Annotated in this window: 16 protein-coding genes; 6 read left to right on the top strand and 10 right to left on the bottom strand. The window is 72.1% G+C overall.

Translation table 11 applies throughout. The features are described from left to right. Positions 1–59: 59 nt before the first annotated feature. Positions 60–1328 carry a phytoene desaturase family protein gene (locus FHP06_RS00850; RefSeq protein WP_147682887.1) on the top strand — a complete coding sequence of 423 codons (1269 nt, stop codon included), beginning with the start codon at positions 60–62 and terminating at the stop codon, positions 1326–1328. On the opposite strand, the gene metF is transcribed toward FHP06_RS00850, so the two are convergent. Next, entirely contained in the window at positions 1325–2218 is an 894-nt protein-coding gene (metF, locus tag FHP06_RS00845) for a methylenetetrahydrofolate reductase [NAD(P)H] (RefSeq protein WP_147682885.1), read from the bottom strand. The genes FHP06_RS00850 and metF overlap by 4 nt on opposite strands. A gap of 24 nt (positions 2219–2242) precedes the next feature. Here metF and FHP06_RS00840 point away from each other — a divergent pair, with 24 nt between their 5' ends. After that, positions 2243–3283, top strand: coding sequence for a polyprenyl synthetase family protein (locus FHP06_RS00840; RefSeq protein ID WP_230973359.1), 1041 nt, complete (start codon positions 2243–2245; stop codon positions 3281–3283). Here the strand turns inward: FHP06_RS00840 and FHP06_RS00835 are convergent. Together FHP06_RS00835 and FHP06_RS00830 are read right to left on the bottom strand one after the other, a co-directional pair. Further along, the gene (locus FHP06_RS00835; protein ID WP_147682883.1) at positions 3258–3674 is read right to left on the bottom strand and encodes a barstar family protein; all 417 of its coding nucleotides are present in this window, start codon (positions 3672–3674) and stop codon (positions 3258–3260) included. The genes FHP06_RS00840 and FHP06_RS00835 overlap by 26 nt on opposite strands. Further along, entirely contained in the window at positions 3671–4072 is a 402-nt protein-coding gene (locus FHP06_RS00830) for a ribonuclease domain-containing protein (protein ID WP_147682881.1), read from the bottom strand. Before FHP06_RS00830 ends, FHP06_RS00835 begins: the two co-directional genes overlap by 4 nt. A gap of 122 nt (positions 4073–4194) precedes the next feature. Between FHP06_RS00830 and pknB the strand changes: the two genes are divergently transcribed. After that, a complete protein-coding gene (gene pknB / locus FHP06_RS00825; RefSeq protein WP_230973389.1) occupies positions 4195–6252 on the top strand; it encodes a Stk1 family PASTA domain-containing Ser/Thr kinase in 2058 nt (685 codons plus the stop codon). A gap of 35 nt (positions 6253–6287) precedes the next feature. Next, positions 6288–6818, top strand: a complete 531-nt coding sequence (locus FHP06_RS00820; RefSeq protein ID WP_147682878.1) for a carboxymuconolactone decarboxylase family protein — start codon at positions 6288–6290, stop codon at positions 6816–6818. Positions 6819–6821: 3 nt separating this feature from the next. Here FHP06_RS00820 and FHP06_RS00815 read toward each other — a convergent pair whose 3' ends face one another. From FHP06_RS00815 to FHP06_RS00805, 3 genes are all read right to left on the bottom strand, one after another. Then, positions 6822–8153: a class II 3-deoxy-7-phosphoheptulonate synthase gene (locus FHP06_RS00815; protein WP_147682876.1), complete on the bottom strand. Its 1332-nt coding sequence runs from the start codon at positions 8151–8153 to the stop codon at positions 6822–6824. A gap of 127 nt (positions 8154–8280) precedes the next feature. Next, positions 8281–9306 carry a 6-phosphofructokinase gene (locus FHP06_RS00810; RefSeq protein WP_147682874.1) on the bottom strand — a complete coding sequence of 342 codons (1026 nt, stop codon included), beginning with the start codon at positions 9304–9306 and terminating at the stop codon, positions 8281–8283. A 33-nt stretch (positions 9307–9339) separates the two neighbouring features. After that, positions 9340–10092 (bottom strand): lysophospholipid acyltransferase family protein, encoded by a 753-nt coding sequence (locus tag FHP06_RS00805; protein WP_147682872.1) that lies wholly within the window; start codon positions 10090–10092, stop codon positions 9340–9342. Between the two features lie 62 nt (positions 10093–10154). Between FHP06_RS00805 and FHP06_RS00800 the strand changes: the two genes are divergently transcribed. Together FHP06_RS00800 and FHP06_RS00795 are read left to right on the top strand one after the other, a co-directional pair. Then, a complete protein-coding gene (locus FHP06_RS00800; protein WP_147682870.1) occupies positions 10155–10916 on the top strand; it encodes an alpha/beta hydrolase in 762 nt (253 codons plus the stop codon). Next, entirely contained in the window at positions 10903–11292 is a 390-nt protein-coding gene (locus FHP06_RS00795) for a hypothetical protein (RefSeq protein WP_147682868.1), read from the top strand. The genes FHP06_RS00800 and FHP06_RS00795 overlap by 14 nt, the downstream gene beginning before the upstream one ends. On the opposite strand, the gene FHP06_RS00790 is transcribed toward FHP06_RS00795, so the two are convergent. The 4 genes from FHP06_RS00790 to FHP06_RS00775 are packed head-to-tail and all read right to left on the bottom strand — an operon-like array spanning position 11198 to position 13935. Beyond that, on the bottom strand, positions 11198–12235 hold the full coding sequence (locus FHP06_RS00790; RefSeq protein WP_147682866.1) for an ROK family glucokinase: 1038 nt from the start codon (positions 12233–12235) through the stop codon (positions 11198–11200). The genes FHP06_RS00795 and FHP06_RS00790 overlap by 95 nt on opposite strands. 1 nt (position 12236) lies before the next feature. Further along, the gene (locus tag FHP06_RS00785; protein WP_147682864.1) at positions 12237–13208 is read right to left on the bottom strand and encodes an ROK family glucokinase; all 972 of its coding nucleotides are present in this window, start codon (positions 13206–13208) and stop codon (positions 12237–12239) included. Further along, on the bottom strand, positions 13205–13504 hold the full coding sequence (locus tag FHP06_RS00780; RefSeq protein WP_147682862.1) for a hypothetical protein: 300 nt from the start codon (positions 13502–13504) through the stop codon (positions 13205–13207). The genes FHP06_RS00785 and FHP06_RS00780 overlap by 4 nt, the downstream gene beginning before the upstream one ends. Further along, entirely contained in the window at positions 13501–13935 is a 435-nt protein-coding gene (locus FHP06_RS00775; protein ID WP_147682860.1) for an SRPBCC family protein, read from the bottom strand. The genes FHP06_RS00780 and FHP06_RS00775 overlap by 4 nt, the downstream gene beginning before the upstream one ends. Between the last annotated feature and the right edge of the window lie 69 nt (positions 13936–14004).

The raw sequence follows: 14004 nt of genomic DNA, 5'->3' as shown, positions 1-14004 counted from the left end.
CGCCGCCCACGGCCCGGCACCCCCGCCGGGTCCATCTGCCGCCCCGTACTCTGCGGTGCATGGCGGACGTGGTCGTGGTCGGCGGCGGGTTCGCGGGGATGTCCGTCGCGGCGCGCCTCGCGAAGCTGCGCCACACCGTGACGATCCTCGAGGCCGGCGACGTCCTGGGCGGGCGACTGCGCGGCCACGAGGTCGGCGGCCACACCTGGCAGCTCAGCCCGGACACCGTCTCGCTGCCGGGCGTGCTGCGCGACCTGTTCCGCAAGTCCGGTCGCCCGATGGAGAAGGTCGTCGACCTCCTCCCGGTCGAGGGCCGCCGGCACGTGTTCTCCGACCGGTCGGTCCTCGACCTGCCCATGGGGCGCCGCTCCGACCAGCACGACGCCGTCGAGGCCGCACTCGGGGCCGACGCCTGGAACCCGTGGGTCGACACCCTGGCCGACCAGTGGGACGTCCTCCGCCGGTCCGTCCTCGAGCGACTGATCGACGGGCGCGACGACGTCGAGTCGATCCTGCGGTCGGACCTCGGCGGCCGGCGCTCCCTCCGGCGGATGGCTCGCAAGGACCTCCGGGACGACCGGCTCCGCACCATGGTGCGCGACGAGCTGCGGCTCGAGGGCCAGCACCTGGAGTCGACGCCTGCCTTCGTCGCGGTGCAGCACTACGTGGAGCGCAACTTCGGCCGCTGGCAGGTGGACGGCGGCCTCCCGGCCCTCGCCGACGCGCTCACGAGCCGGCTCGAGGAGCGGGGCGTCGAGGTCCGCCTCGGCACGGCGGCGCACGAGCTCACCGTCAGCGGCGGGCGCGTCACCGGCGCGGTGACCGACACCGGCTCCGTCGAGGCCGACGTCGTCCTGTGGTGCGCCCCTACCTGGCCCGCTCCCCTGCCCGAGCCGCGCGGGCTGCCGGCCATCCCCGCGTCGCGCATGCTCCTGCTGCTCGACGCCGACGCGCCCGCACTGCCGCGCGACCTCGTGTTCCACGGCAAGCCCGCGCTCCGCCTGTGGAGCGACGGCCCGCTCGTCACCGTCGCGCACCACAACGCCGAGGACCCGCTGACCGCGCTCAAGCGTGCCGGCATCCGCATCGAGGAGCACGTGGTCGAGCGCCACGACCTCGGGCCGGCGGACCTCGTCCGCCTGGGTCACTGGGGCTGGGCGTGGCAGGGCTGGAGCACCGTGCTCGACCGGCCGGGCACCGACGCGACGCAGCGGTTCGGAGACACCCTGTTCATGGCCGGCGCGCACGCGCACCCCGGCAGCACGATCGAGGAGATCGGCATGGCGACGGCGACGATCGCCGAGCACCTCGGCGCGGCGCCCCGCTAGACCAGGCCCTCGGACCGCAGCGTCTCGAAGATCTCCCGCGTCGCCTTGGAGCGGTTCAGCGTGATGAAGTGCAGACCGGGCGCTCCGCCGGCGAGCAGGTCGCGGCACAGCTGGGTGGCAAGCTCGATGCCCTTGGCCCGCACCGCGTCCTTGTCGTCGGAGATCGGCTCGATCTGGTCGAGCACCTCGCGCGGGATCTCCGCACCGGACAGCTCGGCCATCCTCGACACCTGCGCGAAGTTCAGGATCGGCATGATGCCCGGGATGATCGGGATCCGGCCGCCCAGGTCCCGGACGCGCTGCACGAGGTCGAAGTAGTCGGACGCGCGGAAGAACAGCTGGGTGATCGCGTACTCGGCGCCGGCGCGCTCCTTGGCGACGAGCACCTCGGCGTCGGCCTGGAGGCTCGCGGCGTCCGGATGGCCCTCGGGGAACGCCGCGACCCCGATGCAGAACCCGCCGAGGTCGCCGGCGAGCTCGACCAGGTCGATGGCGTAGGTCATGCCGTCCGGGTGCGGCTCCCACGGGGCGCGCGGGCCGCCCTTCGGGTCGCCGCGCAGGGCCAGGACGTGGTCGATGCCGGCGGCCGCGTACTGCTTGAGGACGTCCTCGATCTCGCCCTTGCTCTGGGCGACCAGGGTCAGGTGGCCGATGGCCCGCATGCCGCTCTGCTCGGCGATGCGCGCCGTGATGCGCACGGTGCGCTCCTGGCTCGTGCCGCCGGCGCCGTAGGTGACCGAGACGAACGTCGGCTCGAGCGGCTCGAGGTCGGCGATGGTGTTCCACAGCACCTCCTCGCCCGCGTCGTCCTTGGGCGGGAAGAACTCGAAGGAGAAGCTCGGGACGCCGTCACGCAGGTGCGCGGCGAGGGATCGGTCCAGGTCCGGCATGGTTCCAACGGTATCGTCCGGCTCGTGGCGACCGCAGACGATGACGCATTCCGGACGCGCGTCGACGCCGCGCTCGACGCCTTCGTCGAGCGCCAGCGCACGGTCCTCGCCGGTCTCGGCCCTGATCTGCACCCGTTCTTGGACGCCGCGCACGACTTCGTCCGGGGCGGCAAGCGGCTGCGCCCGCTGTTCTGCCGCGCCGGGTGGCTGGTCGCCGGTGGAGCGGCCGACGAGCCGGGACTCGACCGGGCCGCCGCCGCACTGGAATGGCTGCAGGGCAGTGCCCTCGTGCACGACGACCTCATGGACGGCTCCGACACGCGGCGCGGCCGCCCGAGCGTCCACCGCGCGTTCGAGCAGGTGCACCGCGACGCCGCCCTCGCCGGTGACGCGGTGCAGCACGGCGCCTCGGTCGCGGTGCTGCTCGGCGACCTGATGCTCTCCTGGGCCGACGAGCAGTTCCGCACCAGCGACCTGCCCGGCACCGCGCGGGCCCTGCACTACCTCGACCTGTGCAAGAGCGAGGTCGCCTCCGGCCAGTACCTCGATGTGCTCGCCCAGACCCGCTCGTCGGTCGACGTCGAGACGGCCATGAGGGTCGTCCGGTACAAGTCGGCGAAGTACACGGTCGAGCGGCCCCTGCACCTGGGTGCGGCACTGGCCGGCGGGAGCGACGAGCTCGTCGCCGCGCTGTCCGACGTCGCGATCCCGCTGGGCGAGGCGTTCCAGCTCCGCGACGACGTGCTCGGCGTCTTCGGTGATCCGGAGGTCACCGGCAAGCCGGCCGGCGACGACCTCCGGGAGGGCAAGCGGACCGTCCTCGTCGCACGGGCCGCCGAGCTCGCCGAGCCGGGCGATCGCGAGACGCTGTGGCGGACGCTCGGCACCGCGGAGGGCGTCGACGAGCTGCGCGAGCTGATCCGGAGCACTGGCGCGCTCGACGCCGTCGAGGCCGACATCGACCGCCTGGAGCGTCAGGCGGACGCGGCCCTCGACGCCTTGCCGGCCGGGTCCCGCCACGTGCTGGAGCCGCTGCTGCTCACAGCAACCCGTCGGACCCGATGACCATCGGGTCCTGACGCAGCACCACCGAGAAGGAGTCCGCGGCGTCGATCGCGTCGCGCAGGACGCTCAGCACCGACGCCGCCAGCTCCGGATCGGTGTCCGCGAGCGCGGCCGACCCGTCCCACACGACGAGACTCTCAGAGAACGTCATCTCGCCCAGCGCGTCGAAGAGTGCGTCGAGGTTGTCACCGAACCACGGCGGCAGCCCCCAGGCGGACCGGACCTCGTCGTAGAAGCCCTGCCGCGAGACGACGGCCGACGTGTCCAGCGGCCAGGCCGCCCAGCCCGCGCCGATCGCCTCGCCCACGAGGTCGCGCTCGGCGTCGCCGCGCCACTCGAACAGCCCGGGCGACGCGGCTCCGGCCAGGAGGTCGTCGAACCTGCTCGTCATGACTCCCCCGGTCCTCTGATCTTCCGGAACGTCCGGTAGTGGTCGCCGGTGTAGTAGGCCTCTCCCCCACGACCGACCACCAGTCGCCGCGCCCCCCGGTCCTGCGCCCCCGGCGTCGGCACCGTGTACTCGTGCCAGTACCCGCGCTCGTGCGAGGGGAGCAGGCCCTCGCGGTTCATGAACACCACGCCGTCGCGCCGGTACGGGAACGGTCCGCCCCGGTCGACGAGGTCCAGCGTCTCCTGCACCTCGGCCGGCAGCCCGGACGGTGCGGTCTGCGACGTGGCCGACGCCTGGGGCGCCGGGTTCCCGCCGTCGTCGGTGTCGACTCTCTGCAGCACCAGGAGCGCGAGGACGGCAGCGACCAGCAGGAGAAGGGTCCAGGCGGGACGGCGCACTGCTCCATCCTCCCTGATGAAGTGGGCTGTGACACGCCACGGGAGGGCTCGGCACGCCGAACCGCTCTCTACAATCTCAGGAAGATCGACCGGCGATCCCTAGGAGCGATGACGTGGCAGTGATGGGCGACGAAGCCCTCGTCGGGCGGGTGCTCGACGGCCGCTACCTCATCGGCGAGCGCATCGCCCGCGGCGGCATGGCCAGCGTGTTCCTGGGCACTGACCAGCGGCTCGACCGGCCGGTGGCGATCAAGGTCATGCATCACGGCCTCGGCGACGACGCCACGTTCACGCAGCGGTTCGAGCGCGAGGCGCGCGCCGCGGCCAAGCTCAACCACCGCAACGTCGTCTCGGTCTTCGACCAGGGCACCGACGGCGAGATCACCTACCTCGTCATGGAGTACGTGCCGGGCAGGACGCTGCGCGACGTCATGCGCGACGAGTGCCCGATGTCGCCCACCCGCGCCCTCGAGCTGCTGTCCCAGGTGCTCGTCGCCCTGTCGGCGGCCCACGACGCTCACCTCATCCACCGCGACATCAAGCCCGAGAACGTCCTCATCACGCCGGGCGGCGAGGTGAAGGTCGCCGACTTCGGCTTGGCCCGCGCCGTCAGCGCCGCCACCACCGCCACCGGCGGAACCCTGATCGGCACCGTCTCGTACCTGGCGCCGGAGATCGTCGTGAACGAGGGCGCCGACGCCCGCTCCGACGTCTACGCCTGCGGCGCGATGCTCTACGAGATGCTCACGGCGGCCAAGCCGCACTCGGGCGAGTCGCCGATCCAGGTGGCCTACAAGCACGTGCACGAGGACGTCGCCGCCCCGAGCTCGGTCCGGGCCGGCATCCCGCCGTACGTCGACGCCCTGGTCGCCCGGGCCACGTGCCGCGACCGCGACCAGCGGTCGGCCGACTCCCGGGTGCTGCTGCAGCAGGTCCGGCTCGTCCAGCGCGCCCTCGAGGAAGGTCTCAAGGACGACCCCGAGCTCACGGCCGACCTGATGCCGTCGGCGCCGGTGCATCACGCCGCCGGCGTCGAGGAGGACACCGAGCAAGTGCCACGGCCCACCGGAGGCGTCGCGGCGGCCACCGGCCTTGCCGGCGCCGCGGTCAGCGGTGCCGCCGTCGCCTCGGCCACCAGCGCGGCCGAGGACGCACCGACCGAGGCGGTCGGCTGGGTCACGGCGGCGGAGGACGTCCAGCCCACGGTCCAGTGGAGCGCCGGCAGCCCGCCGCCCACCGGGGTGCAGCCCCCGATCTCGCCGCGCGAGTACCGCGAGGCCACGCCCGACGGCCCCGCCAGCCGCCGCGGCCGGCTCTCGCTCGTCGCCGTCATCGTCGCCGCCCTCGTGCTCGCCGGCGTCGGCTGGTACATCGGCATCGGCCGGTACGTCGAGACGCCCGTGCTGGTGGGCAGCAGCGAGACGCAGGCTGCGAAGGACGCCGAGGACGCCGGGTTCGAGTTCGAGGTCGTCAAGCGCTCCTACTCCGAGACCGCGCCCCTCGGCACGGTCATCAGCACCGATCCCGGCGCGGGCGACCGCATCCTGCCCGGCGGCACGATCGAGGCGGTGGTGTCCCGCGGCAAGGAGCGGTACCCGATCCCCAACCTCAAGGGCCAGACCCTCGACGAGGCGACGGCCGCCCTGGAGAAGCTGAACCTCCGGGTCGGCGACGTCACCACCGCGTACGACGAGAAGGTCGAGAAGGGTCAGGTCGTCCGGGCCGCCGAGTTCCGCGTGGGCGACCAGGTCAAGCGCAACACCGCCGTCGACCTCGTCCTGAGCAAGGGCCGCAAGCCCATCGACATCGTCGACTACACCGGCAAGTCGGGCTCCGGCGCGAAGAAGGCACTGGAGAAGGCCGGCTTCAAGGTCAGCATCGAGCAGGCATTCTCCGACGAGGTCCCCAAGGGCGACGTCATCAGCCAGTCCCCCAGCTCAGGCGCCGGCTTCAAGAAGGACACGATCGTCCTCACCGTGTCCCGGGGGCCGGAGTTCATCCCGGTGCCGGACATGGTCGGTCACTCGAAGAACTTCGCGATCAAGCAGCTCGAGGCCGCCGGGTTCAAGGTCCGTGCCGTGCTGGGGACCGGCAACTTCAAGGTCCGGTCCCAGAGCCCGCGCGGTGGGACGAAGGCGAGGGTCGGCAGCACCGTGACGATCACCGCCCTCCCGTTCTGAGGCATCCGTCCAAGTCCGGCCGTTAGAGTCCAGCCATGAGCACGCCCCGCATCGCTCCCGGCAGCCGTCGCGAGATCGGCCTGGTCAACCACGTGTTCGCCCGGCTGGCCGGCCGGGTGACGGGCGGACCGCCGCCGAACATCTTCACGACACTCGGCCGCCAGCGCGGGCTGTTCCGCGCGTGGCTCTGGTACAGCGGCAAGCTGATGCCGGGCGGCAAGCTCCCGCGTCGTGAGACCGAGCTCGTCATCCTCCACGTCGCGGCCGTGCGCGAGTGCGCGTACGAGCAGGGCCACCACCGACGCCTGGGCCGACGCGTGGGCCTCACCGCCGAGCAGGTCGAGCACGCCGGCGACCTCGAGTGGTCCGGCTGGACCGACCGGGAGCGCGTCCTGCTCACCGCCGCCGACCAGCTGGTCCGGACCAAGGACGTCGACGACGCCACCTGGTCGGCTGTCCGGCAGCACCTCGACGAGGCCACGACGATCGAGCTGCTCATGCTCGTGGGTCAGTACGACTCGCTCGCCACCACGCTCATGACGCTTCGGGTCCAACCTGAAGGGTGAGACCTACTTGCTGAGCATCTCCGCGACGAGGAACGCCAGCTCGAGCGACTGCTCGCGGTTGAGGCGCGGGTCGCACAGCGTCTCGTAGCGGTGCGAAAGGTCGGCGGCCGAGAGCTTCGCTCCCCCGCCGACGCACTCGGTGACGTCGTCGCCGGTGAGCTCGACGTGCAGGCCGCCGGGCCACGTGCCGAGGGAGTGGTGCACCTCGAAGAAGCCACGGACCTCGTCGACGACGTCGTCGAACTCGCGGGTCTTGTAGCCGCTCTCGGCCTCGAACGTGTTGCCGTGCATCGGGTCGCAGACCCAGGCGACCTCGACACCGGCGGCCGTGACCTTCTCCACCAGGTGCGGCAGCAGGTCGCGGATCTTGCCCGCGCCGAACCGGGTGACGAACGTGATCCGGCCGGGGACGCGCTCGGGGTTGAGCTTCTCGTACAGCGCGATCGCGTCGTCCGGCGTGGTGGTGGGGCCGAGCTTCACGCCGATGGGGTTGGCGATGTGGCTCAGCAGCTCGACGTGCGCCCCGTCGAGCTGACGCGTGCGCTCGCCGATCCACACGAAGTGGCCGGACACGTCGTACGGCAGCTCGGTGCGCGAGTCGATGCGGGTGAGCGCGTGCTCGTACTCCAGGATCAGCGCCTCGTGCGAGGAGTAGAAGTCGACGGAGTGGAACTCGTCCGGGTCGACGCCGATGGCGTCCATGAACGCCAGCGCCCGGTCGATCTCGGCGCCGATGCGCTCGTAGCTGACGCCGACGGGGCTGCGCTTCACGAAGTCGGTGTTCCACGCGTGCATCTGGCGCAGGTCGGCGTAGCCGCCGGTGGTGAACGCGCGCGCGAGGTTCAGGGTGGCCGAGGACGCGTGGTAGACGTCGACGAGCCGCTGCGGGTCGTGGACGCGGGACTCGGGGGTGAAGTCGAAGCCGTTCACGGCGTCGCCGCGGTAGGCCGGCAAGGTGACGCCGTCGCGCGTCTCGGTGTCGCTCGAGCGCGGCTTGGCGTACTGGCCGGCCAGGCGGCCGACCTTGACGACGGGAACGCTCGCCGCGTAGGTGAGCACGACCGCCATCGAGAGCAGCACCCGCAGCTTGTTGCGGACGTTCTCGGCGGTGACGCCCTCGAACGTCTCGGCGCAGTCGCCGCCCTGCAGCAGGAACGCCTCGCCCCGGCTCACGGCGGCCAGCCGCTCGCGAAGGTCGTCGCACTCACCGGCGAAGACCAGCGGCGGCATCTTGCGCAGCGTCTCGACCGCGGCGTCGCGCGCGGCGACGTCGGCGTACGTCGGCTGCTGGGCAGCGCCGATCGCCCGGAGGTCGTCGAGACTGGGGATGCTCACCGCTCAAGGGTACCGAGGTGCCGAGCGAGCCTGATTCCTCACCCGGCTTCGCACCGGACGCCTTCGGCGTGACGCGCTCCCGCTCCGCTAGCCCGGGTTCACGCTCGCTCGCCAGGGCTCGCTCGGTTCACCCGAATAAGACCTCGACCTCCTCGTAGAGCTCCGGCCGGACGACCTTGAGCTCCGACGTGCCCTCAGCCAGCGGGACGCGGACGATCTCGGTGCCGCGCAGCGCGACCATGGTGCCGAACTCCCCGTCGGTGACCGCCTGGATGGCGTGCAGGCCGAACCGGGTGGCGAGCCAGCGGTCGAACGCCGTGGGCGTGCCGCCGCGCTGGATGTGGCCGAGCACGACGGCGCGGGCCTCGCGCCCGGTGCGCTCCTCGATCTCGTGCGCGAGCCGGTCGCCGATGCCGCCGAGCCGCACGTGGCCGAACGCGTCCTTCTCGCCGCTGACGAGCTCCATCGTGCCCTCGAGCGGCGTCGCGCCCTCGGCCACCACGATGATCGGTGAGTAGTGCGTCGCGAAGCGGCTCTCCACCTGGGCGCAGACCTTGTCGATGTCGAACGGCCGCTCGGGGATCAGGATGATGTTGGCGCCCCCGGCCAGGCCGCTGTGCAACGCGATCCAGCCCGCGTGGCGGCCCATCACCTCGACGACGAGGGCGCGGTGGTGCGACTCGGCCGTCGTGTGCAGCCGGTCGATGGCCTCCATCGCGATGTTGACGGCCGTGTCGAAGCCGAACGTGAAGTCCGTGCCCGAGAGGTCGTTGTCGATGGTCTTCGGGACGCCGACGACGTTGACGCCGAGGTCGGCCAGCTTGGTGGCGACGCCGAGGGTGTCCTCACCGCCGATGGCGATCAGGGCGTCGCAGCCGGCGGCCGCCAGGTTGTCCTTGATGCGCTCGACGCCGTTCTCGATCGCGAACGGGTTGGTGCGCGAGGACCCGAGGATCGTGCCGCCCCGCGGCAGGATGCCCCGCACCTCGTCGATCCCGAGCGTCATGGTGTCGCCCTCGAGCGGGCCGCGCCATCCGTCGCGGAACCCGACGAACTCGTGGCCGTGGGCGGTGACGCCCTTCCGCACGGCGCCACGGATCACCGCGTTCAGTCCTGGGCAGTCGCCGCCCCCGGTCAGCATGCCGACGCGCATCAGCTTTCTCCTTGCTCGTGTGGGTGGTGCGGGTCAGTCGGGCTTGATCTCTTCCCAGACCTCGTCGGCCTCGGCCTGCGCGGCCACCTTGGCGGCCTCGCGCTCGGCGTCCCGGTCGCGCTTCTTGGAGTCCTGGGCGTAGAGGTCGACGTACTCCTGGCCGGAGAGTCGCATGATCTCGTACATGATCTCGTCGGTGATGGCCCGGAGGATGTAGCGGTCGTCCTGCAGCCCGTCGTACCGCTTGAAGTCGAGCGGCTCGCCGAAGCGCACGCCGGGACGGGCGAACTTCCCGAAGACCTTGCCGGGCGGGGCGACGACGTCGGTGTTGATCACCGCGACGGGGATGACCGGCACACCGGCCTCCAGCGCGAGGCGGGCGACGCCGGTGCGACCGCGGTAGAGGCGGCCGTCGTGGGACCGAGTGCCCTCCGGGTAGATGCCGCAGACCTCGCCCTCGGACAGCAGGCGCAGCTGCGTCTTGATGGCGCCGGCCGCGGCGCTGCCGCTCGTGCGGTCGATCGGTACCTGACCGGACCCGGAGAAGAACTTCTTCTGGAGCCAGCCCTTGATGCCCGGCGACTCGAAGTACTCGGCCTTCGCGACGAACGTCACCCGTCGCGGGATGACGAGCGGCATGAACAGCCAGTCGCTGTAGGAGAGGTGGTTGCTGGCGAGGATGACGGCGCCCTCGCTGGGCACGTTCTCGGTTCCTTCGGCCCACGGGCGGAAGATCAGCTTGAGGAGCGGACCGATCGCCAGGAACTTGAGGAACCAATAGAACACGACGCGACTCTACTCTGAAAGACCCGTCACCTCGCCATGGTGAGATGAGGGAAGATGAGGGCATGGAGACCTCCCCCGCCGTCGTCGCCGGAGCCGAGCCGTTCACCGCCGACGGCGGACCGCTGGGTGTGCTGCTGAGCCACGGATTCACCGGCTCACCTGCGTCGATGACGCCCTGGGGACGTGCCCTGGCCGAGCGCGGGCACACCGTCCGCGTGCCCCGGCTGCCCGGTCACGGCACCACCTGGCAGGACCTGAACCGCACCCGCTGGGAGGACTGGTACGGCGAGGTCGAGGCCGCGTTCGACGAGCTGCGCGCGCGCTGCGACACCGTCGCCGTCGCCGGGCTCTCCATGGGCGGGGCCCTCGCCCTGCGCCTGGCCGAGCAGCGGGCCGACGAGGTCGACTCCGTCGTGCTCGTGAACCCCGCCATCGGGCTGCGCAACTGGCAGCTGCGTCTCGTCCCGGCCCTGAAGTGGGTCGTCCCGGCGATGCCCGGGATCGGCAACGACATCAAGAAGCCCGGCGCCGACGAGACCGGGTACGACAAGACGCCGCTCAAGGCCCTGGCGTCACAGCTGAAGGGCTGGCGCCTGGTCGCGGCCGACCTCGAGAAGGTCACGGCGCCGCTGCTGATGTTCCGGTCCACCGACGACCACGTGGTCGACGAGACCAGCCTCGGCCTCATCCGCGCGGGTGTCTCGTCGGAGGTGGCGGAGTACGTCACGCTCCACGACAGCTACCACGTCGCCACGATCGACAACGACGCCGAGCTGATCGTCAAGCAGTCCACGGCGTTCATCGAGTCCCATGCCCGAGCCTGACGACGAGTTCGACGAGATCGTCCAAGGGCTCGATCTCGACCTCTCGTTCCCCGACGATCCTCCCAGGCCGCCGCCTGCGGCGGCACCGTCACCCGAGCCGGTGGACTTCGACGACCTTCCGGACGAGCCGTTCTACCGCCGCGTGACGCCGCCCCCGCCGCGACCGCCGCACCGCGGGCGCACGGCGGCCTGGATCGCGGTGCTCGGCTCGCCGGTGGCGATCATGCTGGCCACGTTCCTGCACGTGTGGCTGGCCCGGCCGGTGCTGCTCGGGATCGGGCTCATCTTCGTCGCCGGGGCGATCTACCTGATCTCCCAGCTGCCCGAACACGGACCCTCGCGCCCGGACTGGCCTGACGACGGCGCCGCGCTGTGAGTCGAGCCATGTCGGCGGCACCCACGAGCCCGGCCTCGGGCCCGAGGTGGGCCCGCACGATGCGCGCCTCCGTCCGGTAGCCGCGGCCGGTCAGCGTCCGCGAGAACGCCTCGCGCGCCGGACCGAGCAGCAGCTCACCGGCGTCGCTCACCCCGCCGCCGATCACGACGACGCCGGGGTCCAGCGCCGCCGCGAGCCCGGCGATGCCCACGCCGAGCCAGTCGCCCACGTCGGCCAGCCAGGCGACGGCCTCCTCGTCGCCACCCTCGGCGGCCGCGGTGACCTGCCGCCCGGTGACCGCCTCGGGGTCGCCGCCGACCGCGTCGAGCAGCCGCCGGCCGAGCTCCGTGCCCGACGCCGCCGCCTCCCGGCCGCGGCGGGTGAGGACGCGGCCGCTGGCGTACTGCTCCCAGCAGCCGCGGTTGCCGCACTCGCACGGCAGCCCGTCGGGCACGACCTGCATGTGGCCGAACTCGCCGGCCAGGCCGTAGCGGCCGCGGTACGGCTGCCCGTCGATGACGACGGCGCCACCGATGCCGGTGCCGAGCGTGATGAGGACGAGGTCGGGCTCGTTCTGCGCGGCGCCGAAGCGCCACTCGGCCCACCCTGAGGCGTTGGCGTCGTTGTCGACGAGCACGGGCAGGCGGGTGCGCCGGGCCACGGCGTCGCGGAGGGGCTCGTTGCGCCACGCGAGGTGCGGCGAGAACAGCACCGTGGAGCCGGTGGCGTCGACGAAGCCGGCGGCCCCGATGCCGATGGCGCGGACGTGGTGGTCGCTCCGGAGCTCCTCGGTGATCGTGGAGATCGCGTCGAGCACGGCCATGGGGTCGGTGCTGGGCGTCTCGGTGCCGCGTCGGGCCAGGACGCGCCCGTCCTCGTCGACGACCCCTGCGGCGATCTTGGTGCCGCCGATGTCGAAGCCCAGGGCGAGCCGTTCGGGCACGTCAGTGGTCCAGCCGGGCCAGGTCCGCCGCGCCGATGATCCCGGCCTCGTTGCCGAGGGCGGCCAACCGGACCTCGGCGACCTTGCGGTGGTCGTGGGCGGTGAGGTGCTCCTCGAAGGCCGCGCGGGCCGGGTCGAGCAGCAGGTCTCCGGCGTCGGCGACGCCGCCGCCGATCGCGATGACACTGGGATCGAGCACGGCGGCGAGCGTGGCGATGCCCTCGCCCAGCCAGCGACCGGCGTCGTGCAGCAGGTCGACGCACATCGGGTCGCCCTGCTGCGCGAGGTCGGTGACCATCGGGCCGGTGATGGAGTCGGCGTCGCCGGCCACCTCGAGCAGCGGGCTGGCCTGCGGGTCGTCGGCCTCGACACGTTGCCGAGCGTCGGCGACGAGAGCACGACCGCTGGCGTACTGCTCGAAGCAGCCGTGCTGGCCGCAGCCGCACAGCCGGCCGCCGGGCACGACGCGCATGTGGCCGATCTCGGCCGCCGCGCCGAAGCCGCCGCGGAACAGCGTGCCGCGATGCACGATCCCGCCGCCCACGCCGGTGCCGACCGTCACGAGCAGGAGGTCGTCGGTGTCCTCACCGGCGCCGAAGCGGTACTCGCCCCAGGCCGCGGCGTTGGCGTCGTTCTCCACGACGACGGGCAGGTCGACGAGGCGGCCGACGTTGGCCGCGAGCGGCTCGTCGACCCAGTCGATGTTCGGGGCGAACCGCACGGTCGCCCGGTCGGCGTCGACGAAGCCCGCCGCGCCGATGCCGATGCCGCCGACGCGATCGGCGCCCACCGGGCCGGTGGTGTCAGAGGCGAGGAGGCGGTTGACGAGCTCGGCGACCGCCGGAGCGATGAGGTCCGCGTCCTCCGGGGTGCTCTCCTGCACGGCGTGGACGATCTGCCCCTTCTCGGAGACGAGACCGGCGGCGATCTTGGTGCCGCCGATGTCGACGCCGACGCCGTGGTCGGCGGTCATGCGGGGCTCGTCGGGTCAGCGTCACCCTGGCCGGACGACGCCTGGTCGAGCAGCACGTCCCGCACCGATCGGACCATCTGGATGGCCGAGTCGGCGACCTGCTCGACGACCTCCGGGTGCTCCTTCACGAAGCCGACGACCTGGCACACCGGGCACCAGGCGGTGGTGCAGACGTGAGCGGCTCCAGGCTGCTCACCGTCCGCGTCGGGGCGGCCGGATGACGACGACTCAGCGAAGGCGCGCAGCAGGCGGACCGCCTCCTCCCCCAACGAACCGACGGACTCCGGATCGGTCACCGGTTGCCCTCGACGTGCTTCTTCAGCCCCTTGAGGGCGGTGTCGATGATCACCTTCTCGGCCTTGCGCTTGAGCATGCCGAGCATCGGGATCGAGACGTCGACCGACAGCTGATAGGTGACGCGGGTGCCGTCGTCGACCGGGTCCAGCTGGTACTTGCCGTCCATCGAGGTGAGCATCGAGCCGCGCTCGACGAGGCTCCAGGTGACGGAGTGATCGCCGTCCCACACGTAGCCGAGCTCGTACTCGTCGCGGATCGGCGCGGCCTCCAGCACGAAGTGGACGCGCTCGGCGCGGTCGCCGTCCTGCTCCACGACCTCGGCGCTGCGGACGCCGGTGGCCCAGTTCGGGTAGTCGTCGAAGTCGGCGATGACGGCCATGATCTGCTCGGGCGGGGCGGCGATGACGATGTCGCTCGTGGTGCGGGCCATCTGCTCTCCTCGGCGTCCAGGTCTCGGTCGTGACCATCGTAGTGGCCGCAGGAGGTAGGGCGTCCCCGC

Source organism: Aeromicrobium terrae (assembly GCF_008039565.1).
GTDB lineage: Bacteria > Actinomycetota > Actinomycetes > Propionibacteriales > Nocardioidaceae > Aeromicrobium > Aeromicrobium terrae.
This window is presented reverse-complemented; position numbering and strand designations above follow the sequence as displayed.